This window comes from Brevibacterium paucivorans (assembly GCF_016907735.1).
GTDB classification, from domain to species: Bacteria; Actinomycetota; Actinomycetes; order Actinomycetales; family Brevibacteriaceae; genus Brevibacterium; species Brevibacterium paucivorans.
The window spans coordinates 1,524,492-1,542,025 of sequence record NZ_JAFBCP010000001.1 but is presented as its reverse complement, the minus strand read 5'-3'; the positions used below and the strand labels follow the sequence as shown (position 1 = coordinate 1,542,025).

Sequence of the window (17,534 nt, the reverse complement as noted above, 5' to 3'; positions counted from 1 at the left end):
TCGATTATTGTAGCTTCAGCTCCCGCGTGTGGGCTACACCACGCTTTTATGCGCGTGGCTCTTACGCGCGTGCCAAAATGTTCCGCGCCTGCTGGAGCAACGGCTCATCAATCATCTGGCCCTGGTACGTCCACGCACCGGCGTCCGCATTCGAAGCCGCCTGGATCACGCCTCGCGCCCACTCGAGTTGTTCGCCTGAAGGCCTAAACGCATCCCGCACAACTTCCACGTGCTTGGGGTGGATGAGCGCCTTGGCATCGAAACCGCAGTTGACTGCGTCATCGGCCTCCACGCCGAGGTCGTCCAAGTTATCGATGTCCGTCCACACCGAGTCGATGGCGAGTTTTCCGTGCGCCTTAGCGGCCATGAGCACCCGAGCACGGGTGTAGACCGCTGGTGCCCGGTAGTCGCCGGCCGCCGTGCGGGAGTGACCGCCGCCCAAGGACGCGAACAGGTCCTCGGCACCCCACATCAGTCCGGTCACGCCTTCGTGTGCCGCGATGGTGTCTACGTTGACGACACCTTTCACGGTTTCGATCAGCGCATACACCTTGAGCCCACGGATGTGCTCCAGCGCTTCCGTGTCCTCGACCTTTGGCAACATAACCGAATACCCGCTACCGGGCAGTTCAGAGAGCAACTTGAGGTCCGAGTGGAACCATTCAGACCCCACCGGGTTGATGCGCACCACGGTCGTGGTGGGGTCGAGCGCTTGGTCGCTGTTCTGGAAGTCCAGGAACGCCTTGCGCGCATCGGCTTTGTGGGCAGGTGAGACGGCGTCTTCAAGGTCCACGATCACCACGTCTGAGCGTTCCGCCGCCTTGGTATAACGGTCGTTACGGTCACCGGGGACGAACAACCAAGCGGGCTTCACTGTTGTTGCCATGTCACTTACCCTTCGTTCTGTTCTGCGTGGTCAGATGTAAACACCATTGTTTGACGCACGGCTTTCGCTACGATCGCACCGTCCTGGTTACGTCCAATGTGTTCCAGGGTGACAATCCCCTGCCCTGGGCGTGACCGCGACAAACGCTTGTCCAGGATCTTGGTTTCCGCATACAGCGTGTCCCCGTGGAACAGCGGTTTAGGGAATGCCACCTCGGAGAACCCCAGGTTCCCCACGATGGTGCCCTGGGTCAGCTGACTGACAGACAGCCCCACCAACGTGGCCAGCGTGAACATGGAGTTCACCAACCGCTCACCAAACGGCTCCGACCCAGCAAAAGCCGCGTCCAAGTGCAACGCCTGCGTGTTCATGGTGACCGCAGTGAACCACGTGTTGTCTGCTTCGGTGATGGTACGGCCCGGGGCGTGCTTGTAAACGGTGCCCACTTCCATTTCGTCGAACCACAGTCCACGTTGCTGGACCACTGCCGACCCATGTTCTTCATGTGTGTTGTGCGTCATATCTTCACATTACCCGTGCTTAGTTGATGACCCCGAATTCGTAGCCCCGCTTCTTGAGTTCCTTGACCAGCGGGGCTACTCCTTCGGCGGTCGCGTCGTTGTCTTGGTAGTCGTGCATGAGGATGACGGCGACGTTCGGGGAGTCCGACAAGGTCGACAGGGCTCGCTTGGCACGGCCTTCACCCGTTGAGCTCGCCGAATCGGTACCGTCCCCATTTTCAGAGTTCCAGTCGATCCAGTACGAACCCTTCTTTTCGAGAGCTTTGTCCGCAGCCCCCATTTTGCGCCATCCGTGTCCGCCCGGGTAACGGTAACCGTGTACCTCGTAGTCCTCACCCAAAACCTTGCGCACGGACTTAAGGGCCTTGTCGTAGTCTTTTGAGATGTTTTCGGCGTTGGCCCGGCGCCCTGGGTACAGGTACGAGTACTTGTGCGAGTACGTGTGGATGCACACCGAGTTCCCGTCCTCAATGGTCTGTTTGAGGTGTTTATCGCCGTCGGGCCCTTCGACTCCCAGCTCGCCGGCGATCACGAAGAACGTGGCAGGAGCGCCAGCCTTCTTGAGTTCCTCAAGCACCTTTGGCGTGATGTTCGTGGGGCCGTCGTCGAACGTGAGGAAGGCGATCTTCTTCTCAGGGTAGTTGGCCGCCTGGGTCTTTTCCCCGTGCAACCAGTTGTGTACGTCTTTGGCTTCGTATGCGTATTCCGCCGCCTCGTACGAATGGTTGGTTCCCGGCTTCAGCTCAGTGGGGTCGGGCGTTGGGCTTGGGGTGGGCGTGCTTTCAGGGCCCGCCGAGGTGGTCTGGGCTCCCTGCCCATCTCCCGAGGTGGTTTCGGAACCGTTGGACCCGCACCCTGACAGGACCAAGGTTCCGACAACCACACTCGAAAAAATTGCGCGTTTCACGCTCATATTGTTTCCAAAAACGGAACGTGCTTTCAAACGCTTATGCAAGGCCCAGTTCGCGGGCAATGAGCATGTACTGGACCTCAGTGGTTCCTTCGCCCACCTCCAGGATCTTGGAATCACGGTAGTGGCGTGCAACCAGGTATTCGTTCATGAAGCCGTAGCCACCGAAGATCTGAGTGGCATCACGTGCGTTGTCCATCGCCGCGTCACCGGCGATCAGTTTGGCAACAGCAGCTTCCTTCTTGAACGGAAGGCCGGATTCCATGCGTGAAGCAGCCAGGTAGTACGCCGCGCGGGCTGCCACGACGCGGGCTTCCATACGTGCGATCTTGAACTGGATTCCCTGGTAGTTGGCGATCGGTTTACCGAAGGTCACACGTTCCTTCGCGTACCGCACCGACTCATCCACACACCCTTGCGCGGCACCCACGGACAGAGCGGCCACTGCAATACGACCTTCGTCCAGGATGCGCAGGAAGTTCGCGTAACCTCGGCCGCGTTCACCCAGCAGGTTTTCTTCAGGAACACGCACGTTGTCGAAGGTGAGCGGGTGGGTGTCTGAGGAGTTCCACCCCACCTTGTCGTATGCGGGTTCAGCGGTGAAACCAGAGGTTCCGGTAGGGATCATGATGGTCGAAATTTCTGGCTTTTCCTTACCGTCACGGCCCGTACGGGTCCCGGTGACTGCGGTGGCAGTGACCAGGCGGGTGATGTCGGTTCCGGAGTTCGTGATGAACTGCTTGGATCCGTTGATGACCCATTCGCCGTTTTCCAAAACAGCCTTCGTCTTGGTGCCACCGGCGTCGGAGCCGGCCTCGGCCTCGGTCAACCCGAACGCAGCCAACCCGGAACCGTCGGTGAGCTTTGGCAGCCATTCCTGCTTCTGCTCTTCGGTTCCAAAGCGGTAGATGGGCATAGCACCCAGCGAAACCCCAGCCTCCAGCGTGATGGCCAGCGACTGGTTGTTGCGCGCCAGCTCTTCAATCGCCAAGCACAGGGCGAAGTAGTCTCCGCCCATTCCGCCGTACTTCTCGTCAAAAGGCAGACCGAACAGACCCATCTGGCCCATTTTTGCGACCAGCTTGTAGGGGAATTCGTGCTTGGCGTCGAGTTCCGCGCTGACCGGTGCGACTTCTTCGTCTGAGAACTTCGCAACCTGCTGACGTAGGGATTCGTATTCTTCCGGCAATTGGCCGGGCATAAATGTGATCATTGTTCTTCCTCTTCAACTACCGTTGCTAAAACTTCGTCCAAGGCCACCTGGGTGCCCGCAGCCGTTGCCAGTTGCACCACCCCTGTGACCGGCGCACGCAGGACGTGCTCCATCTTCATGGCTTCGAGTACCAGCACTGGCTGGCCTTCTTCTACTGTGTCGCCGTCGGCAACCCGCACCGATGTCACGGCCCCCGGCATAGGAGCCGTGATCGAGGCGCCTGCACCGGCCGCACCCAGGGTGGTGTCGGCCTGCGGGCGTCCGAACATGAACACGCCGCGCGTACTCGCCACCCACACGTTTGCCGGTGTCACCCACACGAGCGCCCGGTGGTCGGACCCGCAGCAGGTGACGACGACCTCGGCGCCGGTTCCTACTGGACGCACCCGCGCGGGCTCCCCCGCGTACACGGCGTCCACGGGCTCACCCTGGTAGGTGAGGTCCACGCGTTCGTTGATGGGGCTGGCGTTGCGCCAGCCGGTGACGTTCCAGGCTGAAGGGGCCGAGGTCGTTGCCTGCCCCCGCTGTGCGGTGGTTGTGCGCTGTCCTACGCCATGGGTGACCGCAACCGCTGCGAGCAGGGCGTCGACGGGTTGTGGGGCGTGGGCCAGGTCGTCTTCCGTGAGGCGGTCGATCAGCCCTGTGTCCAGGTCACCTGCGATGACGTCGTCGCGGGTGATGAGCATGCGCAGGAAATCGATGTTGGTCACGATTCCCGGCACTGCGGAGTGGGCGAGCACGTCATCTAACTTGGCGAGCGCTTCTTCACGGGTGGGCGCGGTGGTGATGACCTTGGCGATCATGGGGTCGTAGTCGCTCACGATCGTCTGGCCGGCCTCCAGGCCCGCGTCGACACGCAGCCCTGGGTCGTTGTCGTTGCCGAACACCACGTCGATCGCGGTACCACCGGTGGGAAGGAAGCCGCGGGCGGGGTCTTCGGCGTAGATACGCGCTTCGATGGAGTGCCCGGTGAGGGTGATGTCCTCTTGTTTCAGGGTGAGTTCTTCACCAGCACCGATCCGCAGCTGCCATTCCACGAGGTCGACCCCGGTGACTTGTTCGGTCACGGGGTGTTCGACCTGCAGGCGCGTGTTCATCTCCATGAAGAAGAATTCATCGGGGTTGTCAGCAGATGCGATGAACTCAACGGTTCCCGCGCCCCTGTATCCAACGGAACGGGCGGTCTCTACCGCGGCCTGGCCGATCCGGGCGCGGGTTTCCTCATCGAGCAGCGCGCTGGGGGCTTCTTCGATGACCTTCTGGTGGCGGCGCTGGAGCGAACATTCGCGTTCGCCTAGGTGGATGACGTTTCCGTGCTCGTCTGCCAGAACCTGCACCTCAATGTGGCGTGGGGTGGAGATGAGGCGTTCAAGGAACAGGGTGTCGTCACCAAAAGAGCTGGCAGCCTCACGGCGTGCGGCCTCGAGTGATTCGCGCAGGTCTTCTTGCTTGAACACGGCGTGCATACCTTTTCCACCACCACCGGCTGATGGCTTGATGAGCACCGGCATGCCCACATCGAGTGCTGCCTTTTCCAACTGGTCGTTACTCAAGCCGGACTCTGCGACACCGGGAACCAGCGGGACACCTCGGGATGCGACGGCCTGCTTGGCCGTGATCTTGTCACCCATGGTGCGGATTGCGCTGGCGGTGGGGCCCAGGAACACGATGCCGGCGTCTTCACAGGCCGCTGCGAACTGGGCGTTTTCGCTCAAGAAGCCGTAGCCGGGATGGATCGCTTGCGCGCCGGTGGACTGGGCGGCTTCAATGACTCGGTCGATCTTCAGATACGACTCGCTAGCAGCAGCTGGGCCCAGGCGCACGGCTTGGTCGGCGAGTTTGACGTGCGGGGCGTGGGCGTCGGCGTCGGAGTACACGGCCACGGTTTGCACGCCCAAACGCTGACACGTGCGAATGACGCGGAGTGCAATTTCACCGCGGTTGGCGATAAGAATTTTGGTAAACATGTCGATGTCACATCCTGAAAACGCCGTAGCCAGCAGAGTTAAGCGGACGCTCAAGTGGGGCGTAGCGCGCAGCCTCGAGTGCCAGCGCTAGCACTTGACGGGTCTGCGACGGTTCGATGATCCCGTCATCCCACAGGCGAGCGGTTGAGTAGTAGGGGTTTCCTTGGTCTTCGTACTGTTGGAGTACGGGGGCCTTGAACGCGTTTTCTTCTTCGACTGGCCAGTCTTCGCCACGGGCTTCCATCTGGTCGCGTTTGACGGTTGCCAGAACACTGGCGGCCTGTTCACCACCCATGACCGAGATGCGCGTGTTGGGCCACATCCACAGGAACCGAGGCGAGTAGGCGCGACCACACATGGAGTAGTTTCCGGCGCCGTAGGACCCGCCGATGATGACGGTGAACTTAGGTACGCGCGCGGTGGCCACAGCGTTGACCATTTTGGCGCCGTGTTTAGCAATTCCGCCGGCTTCGTAGTCGCGTCCCACCATGAATCCGGTGATGTTCTGGAGGAACACCAGTGGGGTGTCACGTTGGTCGCACAGTTCGATGAAGTGTGCGCCCTTCTGTGCAGATTCGCCGAACAGCACACCGTTGTTTGCGATGATGCCTACCGGGTGGCCGTCGATGCGGGCGAACCCGGTGATGAGCGTGTTGCCGTATTCGGCTTTAAACTCGTGGAACTCAGATCCGTCAACGATGCGTGCGATGACCTGGCGGACGTCGTACGGGGTTTTGAGGTCCGCGGGTACCACGTGGGTGAGTTCGTCCGAGGTGTATTTGGGTTCTTGTGGTTCAGCCCGTTCCCATGCGGGGGCAGGTGCTGCGGGCAGGGTGGCCACGATGTCGCGCATGATTTCGAGCGCGTGGTCGTCGTTGGCGGCCAGATGGTCGGCAACGCCCGAGGTGCGTGCGTGGAGCGCTCCCCCGCCGAGTTCTTCTGCTGTGACGACTTCACCGGTGGCGGCTTTCACCAGGGGTGGGCCGCCTAAAAAGATGGTTCCTTGTTCGTTGACGATGATGGATTCGTCTGCCATGGCGGGCACATATGCACCACCGGCGGTACACGACCCCATGACCGCGGCGAGCTGAGGGATTCCGGCCGCCGACATGGTGGCCTGGTTGTAGAAGATGCGACCAAAGTGTTCACGGTCGGGGAACACGTCGTCTTGGTTGGGTAGGTTCGCTCCCCCGGAGTCCACGAGGTAGATGCATGGGAGTTTGTTTTCGCGTGCGATTTCTTGTGCGCGCAGGTGCTTCTTGACGGTCATGGGGTAGTACGTTCCACCTTTGACCGTGGCGTCGTTGGCCACGATCACGCAGATACGCCCGTTGACTAGCCCCATTCCGGTGATGATTCCCGCACCTGGCGAGTCGTCGTTGTACATGCCATTGGCTGCCAGCGCGGAGAACTCGAGGAAAGGGCTACCGGGGTCCAGCAGACGTTCCACGCGGTCACGTGGGAGAAGTTTGCCGCGATCCAGATGTTTTTGCCTGGACCGTTCCGAACCACCCAGCGCGGTCTGGGCAGTGCGAGCGCGCAGTTCGTCGATGAGCTGGCTGTGCGCGTGCGCGAATTCTTCCGCTGTGCTGGGGTCCGGAGGTGTACCAATGGCGCGCATTGTGAACTCCTGTGTTCTTGTGCCGGCACCGGGGCCAGCAACGTTCACCATACGATCATTCAGTGAATGATCACTAACTGAAAGCTATACTAGCTCGCATGGTCACGTCAGACAAGGGAATTTCCCGCCAGCTTGCAAAGGCGCAGCGACGCGAAGCGATCATGGAATCGGCGAAGGTGCTGTTCGCCCGTCACGGCTTCTTGGCGGTGAGCATTGACGACATTGGACACGGCGCAGGAGTGTCGGGTCCTGCGGTGTACCGGCACTTCCCGTCAAAGGAAGCAATACTGTCAGAACTGCTGGTGGGGATCTCCAACTACCTCAAAGCAGGTGGCGGGCACATTGTTGAGAATTGGAAGGCTCCCTCGTCCAAAGACATCTTGATTAAGCTGATCGATTTCCACTTGACGTTCGCGGTTACGGAGTCTGAGCTGATTCGGATTCACGATCGCGACCTGGGAAGCCTGCCTGTTGATGGGCAGAACCGCGTGCGTGCGTTGCAGCGGGCATATGTCGATCGGTGGGTGAGCGTGGTGACCGCGATGTCTGATCTGACTCGTGATGAAGCCACTGTGCGGGTCCACGCGATTTTTGGGATGCTCAACTCCACGCCGTATGTGGTGCGCCGCAAGCCGGAGGAAGTGATTCGGCAACAGTTGCGCCGGGCGGCGTTGGCGTCGCTTGAGATCGACCCGGATGCGTGAGTGGCTGGCTGGTTGAGGTGGCATCCCCGAGGTGTGGCGTGCCTTTAGTCGACGATCCGGCGGTTGGCTAGGCGCGGGTCGTCGCGGAACGACACCAGCATGAGTGAGGTGTTGACGGCGTCGATCACTTGGCTGGCTGTGCGACCCAGTTGAACTGCCATTCCGGCGAAGAGACCCAGGCCGCGCTTACCCATGACGAGGAGGCGGGCGTTTGAGGATGCGGCGATGAGCACCTCGGCGGCGGGACCCTGCGCGTACTCAACGGACACGTCCAGACCGGGCACTTCCGAGCGCAACCAGGTGAGGTCGAACTCCGTTTGCGCGTGGGTGCGTTCGCTGTCGCCCAGAGGGTCGACGCCCACGACCACGCGCAGGGGCAGGCCGGCGTTGACGGCGAAGTCGGCGGCGTCCAGGGCGGCCACGCTGGAGTATTCGGAGGTGTCCATGCCCACGACGACCGAGTCGCCGGTGTCGCCTGGCCGGTAGATGAGCACGGGGCACAGCGAGTGGCCGGGGAGTCCACGGCTGGTGCGTCCGATTCGGCCGGCGAATTCCTGGTCCGCACCGTGGTGGCCGATCACCAGGAGGCCTGCGTCGTCACCCAGCGTGGCGAGTTGTTCTGCAGGGTCGCCTGCGAGGACGCGGGTTTTGATGGGCGCCGAGGTGGTTTCGGAGTCTTCGCGTGTGGCTTCGAGTTGAGCGCGTAGATCGTCCAGCATGGCTTGGCATTTTTGGCGATCTTCTTCGCTGGGTGTTGCTGGCTGAACTGCAGGCAGGGAGCCGGTATACGGGGTGGTTACGTCACTAGGTGCGGGCAACACGGGGCGCGTTCCGTCTGGGATCACGGCCACCAGCACGATTTCGCGTGCGTCTGCGAAGTGAGCTAGGGCAAAATGGGCCGCTTCACGTGCGGAATCCGAGTCATCAATACCCACAACGACGCTGTCACGCGACAGTTTCATGATCCACCTCGAAGTCGAACAACCGGATTATGCCCAGCTTAGCCGAGTGGTGACGATCACGCTGTGAGGAGTCAAAGAGAGCCCCCTGTCGGAATCGAACCGACGACCTTTTCATTACGAGTGAAACGCTCTGCCGACTGAGCTAAGGAGGCAACCAGACAGATTCTAGTGGGGTGGCTTCAGCTCGTCAAACTTCAGTACCCCACCCAGCCTCGGCGCTCCGCATCTAGCACCTTAGGGCGAAGAAGAGTGGACGCCTCCACGTTCTTCACCGACCCACGATCACGGTCAGGTGGGAAGACAACGGAAGCACGGGCCACCTCGGGCGTCATAAAAGAAACCTGCGGGGCAACCGCGTCACTGACCTTCACCTCCGGGGTGGCACCCTTGCCCGCCAAGAAATACCCCCAGTCCCCAAAACTGGGCACGTCCACATGGTAAGGCGTCGTGGTGAACCCGGCCTGGGCAACAGACTCCCCTATCCCCCAGTATGCTTCAGGTGCGAAATACGGGGACCCCGCCTGCACCACCATCCGAGCGCCAGGTGCCATCACATGCGAAACCAAGTCGTAAAACTCGATCGTGTACAGCTTGGCGGTGGGCACGTCGTCCGGGTCAGGCAGGTCAACGATCACCGCGTCAAACTCACGCGGCGGGCCGGTGCGTACCCACGAAAACGCGTCCGCGTTGATCACCTTCACGCGCGGATCGTTGAGCGCGTCTTGATTGAACTTACGCAGACGATCGTCGCTCTTAGCTAAACCGGTGACCGCAGGGTCCAGATCAACCAACGTCACCGCATCCACGTCCGGATACTTAAGCACTTCTCGGGCAGCCAGCCCATCGCCACCACCCAAGATGAGCACCTTTGCGTGCTTCCCGTTCATCACCGGGTGCACCAAAGATTCGTGGTACCGGTGCTCGTCCAGGGATGCGAACTGCAAATCACCGTTGAGAAACAGGCGGGTGTCAGATGTGCGCGGGTCCCTTGTCAGCACGATCTCTTGGTAGTCGCTGCGCTCCGCCGCCACAATCGGGTCCCGGTAGAGTTTCTGACGCGCTGACACCTCGATCGTGTCGGCCAACGCCCACGCGACCGCTAGGAAACCCAGCGCCACCACCAGACAGGTTGAGACCGCGACCGTGGCACGTCGCGCCAGGCTACGACGGAACAGCCACAGGACAATCACCACACCTGTGAGCGCGTTAATCGCACCAGTCACAATGGTGCCCCGCACCAACCCCAGCAGTGGCAAAAGCAGGAACGGGAACGCCAGCCCACCCAACAGGCCACCCACGTAATCCGCGGCGAACAGATCCGCCACGGCACTCGAGGCGCGTTGCTTGCGAATGGACTGGACCAGCTCCATGAGCAACGGGATTTCTGCACCAATCAACGCACCAATGGTGAACGCACACACCACCAGCGCCACCATGTACAGGTCCATGTAGGCGAATGCCAGGTACAGCAGGAGCACGCTCAGCCCACCAATGACGCTGAGCAGCACCTCGATAAGAGCGAACGACACTGCCGCCCACCGGACCAAGCGTTTGGTGGCAACCGAGCCCACGCCCATGGCAAACACCATCACGGACAGGACAATGGACGCCTGCACAATCGTGTTGCCCAGCAGGTACGAACCCAGCGCGATGAGCGCAAGCTCGTACACCATGCCGCAGGCGGCGCACAGGAACACCGCAAACAGGATCGTGAACCGCGCCCAACCCGGCTTCACGGGAGTGGACGGGAATGTGGGTTCGGGAGACTGCGTCCGCTCAGTAGTCACAAAAGCGCCACGCTAATGATGAGCGCCACCCCGAGGTGGGTTGCCGCTGACACCCACGTGGCAGGGTGAAGTTCAGGGTCGTGTACCAAGTCGCCCAGTTTGCCCGGCGTAAACAGGTCGATCAGCAGGAAGCTCACGGCCATCACAATGATGCCCATGACCCCGTACACCAGTGTTGAAACCAGTCCTGCAAGTAGGTCGTGAGCGCTTGCGTAGATCGCTGCACACACAATGATGGATACACCCAGCGCTTTTGACCCCACAAACAGCGCGGCGTTCTTTGAGCGTTCTTCCCACAGCAGTTTCTTCAGATTCCCCGGTGTCAGCAGGTCAACGATGAAGAATCCCGCCATCATCAACAGCAACCCAATCACCGAATACATGGCCACGCTCGCGCTGTCGCGAAGCACATCAATCCACATAGCTCCCCGTTCTCTATTCTCTCGTTCCTATACCCTCACCGTTATTTACCGGTCCCCGGGCCGCCACCTCGGTACCCGGAACCGGAGCCGGAACCTGGGACCCCAAAGAACCACCCGCCACGCGACTTCTTACACCCGACGTAAAAGTAGCTGGTGCCTTCTCGGTCGTATTCGCCTCGGTCTTTGGTGTAGATGTAGCTTCCGTTTTTCAACGTGTAGTCGCCACACTGACTCGAGCCAGTCCCCGTCGTAGCAAGGATCCATACGGCTGCAATGGAGCTCACTATGATCACGCGGATCGCGATCCAGATGCCTCTCTTTTCTTGCTCGCTGAGGTAGTACGGCATCAACGAGTACATGTTCATCGCACGTGCTCACTTCCCGGCACGCGCTGGACGTGTTGTTCATCGATGCTCAGCGCTGCATCGACGCTCAGCACCGACCGGGTTTCCACCACTTCGCCGTTTTGCGGATAGCAGTGCCATGTGCGCCACTCGAGCCCGTTGCTACTAGCAGAGCATGTCAGAGCCGTAACCGCGCCAGGCTGGCCCGGAAACTTCACGCTGCACTGGGCGTAAGAGTCCGCAAGTTGGCTTTCGAGGCGGCCGACTTCACTCAAGAAATCTGCCGGTTTCACGACAGTGGAGTCGAATGTGAGCTGACCACCGCGGGCCAACACATGGGAACTGGTTGACGGCACCCACGGCTCGCGGTCCGAAATGCACGCTAGGGTTTCGCGCACCAACTCCCGTCCTTCGTTGCGCACTGTGACCTGGTGTGAACATCCCAACACTGCGAGTTCGACCTCCAGCGGCACCCCCACGTGAGTAAACGTGAAGTCGCGGGCCAGCACGGGCGTGATCCTGGGTTCATCAAGCGAATACACCAGCTGGTCGGCCCTGGTGTCAACGAAGTCAATATGGGCGGGGGCCGTGTATATACCCGTCTCCAAAGTCGTCACTGCCATGTCAGGACCCCGGGTAAATGGTGAAGCTTCCGCGTGGCAACGGCCGGCCAATGCTCACTTCCCATTCCCCGTTGCCAAACTTTTCAAAGCTCAAGAGTGTCCCGTCGTCCGACTCATAGTCGGCATACTGCGCAACTCCGGATTGTGGCAGACCCGTGGTGCCTTCTGTTGTGAAATTCGCCTGCCCCGATTCGTCCAACCGGAACTGCTTATCGTTGTACGTCACCACTGCGGCGCCCGCTTGAGCACTCAAACCAGGCGCATCCTGCCACAGTGCCATCTGAAGATCGGGGTCGGCTTCGACCGACAGCCACCGCCGCGTAGCGTTCGCATCCGCCTGAAAGAAGTGCTCGTGCCACGTGTACACACCCTCAGAGAAGTGGATGGAACCGCGCACAAAATACTTGTCGTCACCAAACTGGAGCATGTCCCCGGCCCGGATTTTGAAGGGGTCGCCGGTTGTGTCTTGCTCGGTGGCAAAAGGGTCCCGAGGTGTCCGTTCAGTCGCCCCGTATGTTTCCTCTGTTTCCTCGCGGCGCCGGGCTTTTCTCATGGTGGTGACAATGTAAATCACTGAACCGATGATGAGCGCAATGAGGATAAAGAGCAAGAAAAATTTCATGGCTAGTCTGATCCTGCTTGTGGCTGGCTGTTTCACAACCAATGTACTCTGTCGCGATCGCTTGGTACCTCGCTCGCAGAGGGATGTGTCACATTCGGTACAGTAATGACTAATGTCTGCTCACCCGAATTTAACCACGACCGCTGATCTAGAGCTTTTTATTCACCAGTTCCACCAAACGGTGGAAACTGAGTCCCCTTCAAACGACAAGGCCGCACTTCACCGTTCTGCTCGCCTGTTCGATGCACTAGGCGAGGGCCTGATGGGCGAAGCCGCGCACATGGAAGTCATCGACGGCTTCCCTCACCTGGTGTGGCGGTTTGGCAACGGTCCCCGGCGCGTCGTGCTCGTTGGTCACCACGACACCGTGTGGCCCATGGGCACCATTGACGACATGCCCTTCACCATCTCTGGCGGGATCATTCGTGGGCCCGGTACCGACGACATGAAGGGTGGCGTGCTCATCGCAATGCACGCGCTCAAAAAAGTGAAAGAGCGGCTGGGCACTCTGGACGGCGTCACGCTTCTCATCACCGGTGACGAAGAGCTGGGCTCCCTGACCTCCCGGGACCTCATCGAACGCGAATCCGCTCACGCGCGCGCATCACTGGTTTTTGAATCCGGTGGGCCCAACGGTGAAGTCAAGGTGGCCCGTAAGGGTGTGGCGATTTACCACCTCAACGTCACTGGACGCGCCGCCCACGCGGGTGTTGAACCAGAAAAAGGCATCAACGCCACCACCGAAATCGCATCGCAGGTCGTCAAGATCGCCGGACTCAACAACCCAGAAGCCGGCACCTCGGTGGTCCCTTCTTTCATGCAATCCGGAACCACCACCAACACGGTGCCCGCAAAGGCGACTTTGTCGATTGACTCACGAGCCACCTCGGCGCGCGAACAACAACGCGTAGACAAGGCACTACGCAGGCTGCGCCCCGTCATCCCCGGCGCACAGCTCCACCTCGACGGTGGGATCAACCGCCCACCGTGGGAACGCAAGGTGTCCGCGCACCTGTTTGCGCGAGCCCGCAAAGTGGCCCAAGAGCTGGGGCAGGACGAGCTCAAACCCATCATGGTGGGCGGCGGTTCCGACGGGAACTTCACGGCCGCGCTGGGCACGCCCACCCTGGACGGTTTGGGCACTGTGGGTGGCGGATCGCACGCGGTGGACGAGCACGCGCGCATCGATTCGATTCTGCCGCGCATCGACCTCACTGCCGGACTGGTGGTGGACCTGCTGACTAGCGACCGGTAGCCTGCGCGGCGGGACTCCACGGACGAGACAGCCCGATGAACGCGGCTTCCACGATGAGGAGCGGTGCCGTGTTTGTTTGCAGGCGGGTGCGGGCTAGTTGCAGAACTTCAATCTGCTTGAGCGTTGTCACTGGGTCTGACGAGTCTGCAATTCTCGAGATCAGTTGCTCATCTCCCACGTTGATGAGGTTCTCTTTTTCGCCCATCCCCCACATGAGGACGTCGCGGTAAAGCGCGAGCAGTTCGAGGAACATGGCGTCGAGTTCGTCGTTTCGGGCGCGCGAATCGCGTCGCTTCTGTTCATCTTCTAGGCGTTTGATTTGCGAGCGCACTGCCGGCGGCGGGTTCTTGCCCGGTTCGACTCCAAGCGTGTGCAGGAGTTCTTCTTTTTCCTTGGCGTTGCGGTCCTTGGTGCGGTCGCTGGCGCGTGTTGCTGCTTGGTCCAGGATTTCGCCAGCCAAGCGCACGGTAGCGCCCAGGGAGTCGAGTTTGAGTGGGATCCGCAGGATCTGTTCCCGCACCTCACGTGCTTGAGCGTTGGTCGCTAGGTATTTGGCGCGCCCAATATGGTTTTGGGCTGCCGATGCCGCCCACGCCGCCACTTCCGGGTCGATGCCGTTGCGTGTGCTGAGCAACTGTGCGATCGCTTTAACCGGCGGGATACGCAGGTTCACGTTGCGGCACCGTGAGCGGATGGTTGTCAGAACATCTTGGGGGCTGGGCGCGCACAGGATCCACACGGTAGCCGGTGGGGGTTCCTCGATTGCTTTGAGTAGCACGTTCGACGTGCGTTCTGTCATGCGGTCGGCGTCTTCAATGATGACCACACGCCAGTCAGCGTTTACCGGCGAGGCTTGCGCTTGCCCCACAATATCCCGGACTTCGTCGATTGAGATGACCGACTTTTGCGTGGACATCACCGTCATGGATTCGTGGGTGCCCGCCAGCGCGCGTTTGGCTTGTGCGCTTAGTGTTGCGCCGTGATCTGGGGTCAGGAGTGCAGCGGCGAACGCTTTGGCCGCATTCGACCGACCCGATCCTGGCGGCCCAGTGAGCAGCCACGCGTGCGTCATGGCCTGCGGTTCGCTGGCGGCTCGTGCCAAGGTTGCGATCGCCGCGTCCTGGCCCACGAGGTCGGCCCACACGGTTCCGGCCATTTGGGAGTGAGTGTCAGCCGTCATGAATTCCGGCGCGCATCACGCAGGCGTTGACGCGCCTGCTGTTCGATCATGGACTGTCGCTGCAACTTGGCGCGGTAGGTTTCATCGGACTCTGCCGTGTTTTTAGGTTTCTCTGGAGTCTCTGGCGTTTCCGGCTCTGCCATAGCGCGAGTTGATCCCTTTGATCCCGCAGATTTTGGCACGACCTCAGGTTTGGGTCGCTGTGGCAGAACGGTGGTGGCAGCATTTTCTGTGTCTTCAGTGCTGCCAGTACCTTCCGCGCTGTCAGCGTCTTCAGCACCGTCAACGTCGATCGGTTCGGTGAGGAACTGTGGAGGTTCAGCGTAACGGTTTTCGTCGACTGCTTTTTGGGCGTCTTCAGGTGACATCCGTTCGGTTGGAACACCTTCGAACACGCCGCGGGGGGCGATCGGTTCAAACGTGTCGGCGACGTCTGCGGATTCACCCCCGTCGATCACGGCGTCGACGACGCGCTGGATGTGTTCGGCTACCTCGTTGACTGAGCGTCCCGCCGGAATCACCGCGTACCTTTCAGGCTCGGCTTCTGCCAACCGCAAGAACCCTTGGCGCACACGGTCCTTAAATTCCAGGCTCTGTTTGTCCAGGTGGTTTGCGTCCTCACGGCTACCCATGCGTTCGGCGGCCACCCGCGGGTCAATGTCCAGAACCAGCGTCAGGTTTGGCACCAGCCCCGAGGTCGCCCACCGCGACAGCGACAACACATCGTCCTCAGACAGCTCACGACCTCCGGCTTGGTACGCAAGCGAGGAGTCGATGTAGCGGTCGGTAATGACAGCCCCACCCTGGTCCAGGTGCTGGTTGATGAGGGTCGCGACGTGGTGCGCGCGGTCGGCTGCGTAGAGCAGCGCTTCAGACTTCGGCGAAACGGCTTCACCATCGAGCAGCACACTGCGAATCGACTGCCCCACAGGTGTGCCACCGGGTTCGCGGGTCGCAATGACAGGCTCAAATCCGCGGGATTCCAGGTGGTCGACTAGGTTGCGGATCTGGGTGGTTTTGCCGGCCCCGTCCCCACCTTCGATCGCGATGAACAGCCCAGTGGAGGGCGCGACGGGTTCTGGAACCGCCAGTGAGTTGGCGCCGGTTTCCTTAGGTTCGTCCGCCGAGGCGGTAGCACCTGGCAGCACGCGTGTTTCTTGGTCTTCAGAGACTGCGAGGGCTTGTGGTGCGACGTTGGATGAGGTGTCGCCGGGCACTTGGAACGCGTTCATGAGGTCAACACCCATTCCGCGCACGCCCATGGGTGAGAACAAGAAGATCGCCAAGATTCCGGTTGCAAAGGCCAGAAGTCCGATCGCGCTGAAGGCAACTCCCGATGCCGAGAGCACCCAGGTGGTCACGGGTGACAAGTTGAGGTCGAACGTGATGTTGAGGCCACAGAGTAGCGTGGCCAAAAGCATGCCCACGGCAAGGCCTACACGTCGTGAGAATTCGTATTTTTGCGCACGTACACCCACGCCTACGCTGAACGCGGTGAGTGCCATGACGACGGCTTTTCCGGACAGTTCGTTGATGAGACCCGCAAAGATCATGAACAGACCGGCAGCGACCAGCGCGAACGCTGTCAGACGTGGCCGGGTCATGCCGGGTGCGAAGGTCGGGCCTGATTCGTATCCGGCGGCCCATCCCAAGAGCACGGCTGCGATCATCAACCCAACAGCACCCTGCCCGTAACCACCGTCCACGGTGGCAGGCAGAGGAAGAATGAACAGCGCACCCAGGACAGCAAACAGTGCGTAGCAGGCCCATGGGAACGCGATCGACATGTGACCGCGGGAGCGTTTGATGGCCAGCGTGTGCGGGAATGTGTGAAGGTCGTCGATGTCGCGGTTTGAGGACAGCGGGAACACCAGCACCATGAGTGCTGCTGCGATGAGCAGGATCGCACCTACGAACAACAGCCAGCGCAGAGCGTGGGCGCCGGCTGGGACACCGTGTTCGAGCTCAAAGTAGTACGTGACCAGCAGGAAGATACCAACAGCCAGACCACCGGTGCGCCACGGTTTGGTGTGAAGTTCAGGCGCGTGGGCCGCGAGCACGCCCACCAACATGCCCAGCAGTGCGGCCACGACCAAGGTCAGCCAGTACGTGGGGATGAATACGACAACGACTGATACACACGCAGTTGCTGCCGCAAAGAGCGTAAGTAGCTGAGAGCGGATGGATTCTTTCAGTTGCGTCAGTTTTTTAGGCGGAATGAGAACGCCCACTACTGAAAGCGCGAAGAACGCGAGCAGGCCTGGCACAGCAAATGAGGAGTTGAACCCGCCGTCACGTTGGAGCTGGGTGAGTTCGCCGTAGCGGCTGATCTCCATGGCCCCGCCGAACCCGTGAATACCCACGATTGCGAACGAAATCGCCGCTGAACTCAGTGCGACGAGCCACGCCCCAACTTCGAGCGCAGCGTGGCCAATAGTTCCGGCGTGTGGCTTAGATAGAACAGTTTGAGTATCCACATGGCTAAGCCTACTCGCCCAGCCCACGTTACCGCGTAAG

Annotated in this window: 16 protein-coding genes and 1 tRNA gene; 2 read left to right on the top strand and 15 right to left on the bottom strand. The window is 60.6% G+C overall.

Annotation, left to right across the window (positions count from 1 at the left end):
* Window positions 1–61: 61 nt before the first annotated feature.
* From JOE56_RS07125 to JOE56_RS07100, 6 genes are read right to left on the bottom strand one after another with little or no spacing between them, the layout of a single operon-like run.
* Window positions 62–886: an HpcH/HpaI aldolase/citrate lyase family protein gene (locus tag JOE56_RS07125; protein ID WP_204515440.1), complete on the bottom strand. Its 825-nt coding sequence runs from the start codon at window positions 884–886 to the stop codon at window positions 62–64.
* Between the two features lie 5 nt (window positions 887–891).
* Window positions 892–1,407, bottom strand: a complete 516-nt coding sequence (locus JOE56_RS07120) for a MaoC family dehydratase (RefSeq protein WP_204515439.1) — start codon at window positions 1,405–1,407, stop codon at window positions 892–894.
* Between the two features lie 19 nt (window positions 1,408–1,426).
* The gene (locus JOE56_RS07115) at window positions 1,427–2,314 is read right to left on the bottom strand and encodes a polysaccharide deacetylase family protein (RefSeq protein WP_204515438.1); all 888 of its coding nucleotides are present in this window, start codon (window positions 2,312–2,314) and stop codon (window positions 1,427–1,429) included.
* 40 nt (window positions 2,315–2,354) lie between these two features.
* Window positions 2,355–3,530: an acyl-CoA dehydrogenase family protein gene (locus tag JOE56_RS07110; RefSeq protein WP_204515437.1), complete on the bottom strand. Its 1,176-nt coding sequence runs from the start codon at window positions 3,528–3,530 to the stop codon at window positions 2,355–2,357.
* Complete coding sequence (locus JOE56_RS07105; RefSeq protein ID WP_204515436.1) at window positions 3,527–5,497, bottom strand: acetyl/propionyl/methylcrotonyl-CoA carboxylase subunit alpha; 1,971 nt, start codon at window positions 5,495–5,497, stop codon at window positions 3,527–3,529. The genes JOE56_RS07110 and JOE56_RS07105 overlap by 4 nt, the downstream gene beginning before the upstream one ends.
* 7 nt (window positions 5,498–5,504) lie before the next feature.
* Window positions 5,505–7,118 (bottom strand): carboxyl transferase domain-containing protein, encoded by a 1,614-nt coding sequence (locus JOE56_RS07100; RefSeq protein ID WP_204515435.1) that lies wholly within the window; start codon window positions 7,116–7,118, stop codon window positions 5,505–5,507.
* Window positions 7,119–7,216: 98 nt separating this feature from the next.
* Here JOE56_RS07100 and JOE56_RS07095 point away from each other — a divergent pair, with 98 nt between their 5' ends.
* The gene (locus JOE56_RS07095) at window positions 7,217–7,822 is read left to right on the top strand and encodes a TetR/AcrR family transcriptional regulator (RefSeq protein ID WP_204515434.1); all 606 of its coding nucleotides are present in this window, start codon (window positions 7,217–7,219) and stop codon (window positions 7,820–7,822) included.
* Between the two features lie 44 nt (window positions 7,823–7,866).
* On the opposite strand, the gene JOE56_RS07090 is transcribed toward JOE56_RS07095, so the two are convergent.
* The 7 genes from JOE56_RS07090 to JOE56_RS07060 form a co-directional block, all read right to left on the bottom strand.
* Entirely contained in the window at window positions 7,867–8,784 is a 918-nt protein-coding gene (locus JOE56_RS07090; RefSeq protein WP_204515433.1) for a universal stress protein, read from the bottom strand.
* Between the two features lie 79 nt (window positions 8,785–8,863).
* A tRNA-Thr gene (locus JOE56_RS07085) sits at window positions 8,864–8,936 on the bottom strand.
* A 42-nt stretch (window positions 8,937–8,978) separates the two neighbouring features.
* Window positions 8,979–10,571: a polyamine aminopropyltransferase gene (locus tag JOE56_RS07080; protein ID WP_204515432.1), complete on the bottom strand. Its 1,593-nt coding sequence runs from the start codon at window positions 10,569–10,571 to the stop codon at window positions 8,979–8,981.
* The gene (locus tag JOE56_RS07075; protein ID WP_102238423.1) at window positions 10,568–10,993 is read right to left on the bottom strand and encodes a DUF350 domain-containing protein; all 426 of its coding nucleotides are present in this window, start codon (window positions 10,991–10,993) and stop codon (window positions 10,568–10,570) included. The genes JOE56_RS07080 and JOE56_RS07075 overlap by 4 nt, the downstream gene beginning before the upstream one ends.
* A gap of 41 nt (window positions 10,994–11,034) precedes the next feature.
* Window positions 11,035–11,358 carry a hypothetical protein gene (locus tag JOE56_RS07070; RefSeq protein WP_204515431.1) on the bottom strand — a complete coding sequence of 108 codons (324 nt, stop codon included), beginning with the start codon at window positions 11,356–11,358 and terminating at the stop codon, window positions 11,035–11,037.
* Complete coding sequence (locus JOE56_RS07065; RefSeq protein ID WP_204515430.1) at window positions 11,355–11,960, bottom strand: DUF2617 family protein; 606 nt, start codon at window positions 11,958–11,960, stop codon at window positions 11,355–11,357. The genes JOE56_RS07070 and JOE56_RS07065 overlap by 4 nt, the downstream gene beginning before the upstream one ends.
* Before the next feature lies 1 nt (window position 11,961).
* Window positions 11,962–12,582 (bottom strand): DUF4178 domain-containing protein, encoded by a 621-nt coding sequence (locus tag JOE56_RS07060; protein ID WP_204515429.1) that lies wholly within the window; start codon window positions 12,580–12,582, stop codon window positions 11,962–11,964.
* A gap of 112 nt (window positions 12,583–12,694) precedes the next feature.
* On the opposite strand from JOE56_RS07060, the gene JOE56_RS07055 reads away from it, so the two are divergent.
* On the top strand, window positions 12,695–13,837 hold the full coding sequence (locus JOE56_RS07055; protein WP_204515428.1) for a M20 family metallopeptidase: 1,143 nt from the start codon (window positions 12,695–12,697) through the stop codon (window positions 13,835–13,837).
* On the opposite strand, the gene JOE56_RS07050 is transcribed toward JOE56_RS07055, so the two are convergent.
* Together JOE56_RS07050 and tmk are read right to left on the bottom strand one after the other, a co-directional pair.
* Window positions 13,824–15,017, bottom strand: a complete 1,194-nt coding sequence (locus JOE56_RS07050; RefSeq protein ID WP_204515427.1) for a DNA polymerase III subunit delta' — start codon at window positions 15,015–15,017, stop codon at window positions 13,824–13,826. The two genes, JOE56_RS07055 and JOE56_RS07050, sit on opposite strands and share 14 nt — an antisense overlap.
* The gene (tmk, locus tag JOE56_RS11635; RefSeq protein WP_338028646.1) at window positions 15,014–17,494 is read right to left on the bottom strand and encodes a dTMP kinase; all 2,481 of its coding nucleotides are present in this window, start codon (window positions 17,492–17,494) and stop codon (window positions 15,014–15,016) included. Before tmk ends, JOE56_RS07050 begins: the two co-directional genes overlap by 4 nt.
* Window positions 17,495–17,534 lie beyond the last annotated feature (40 nt).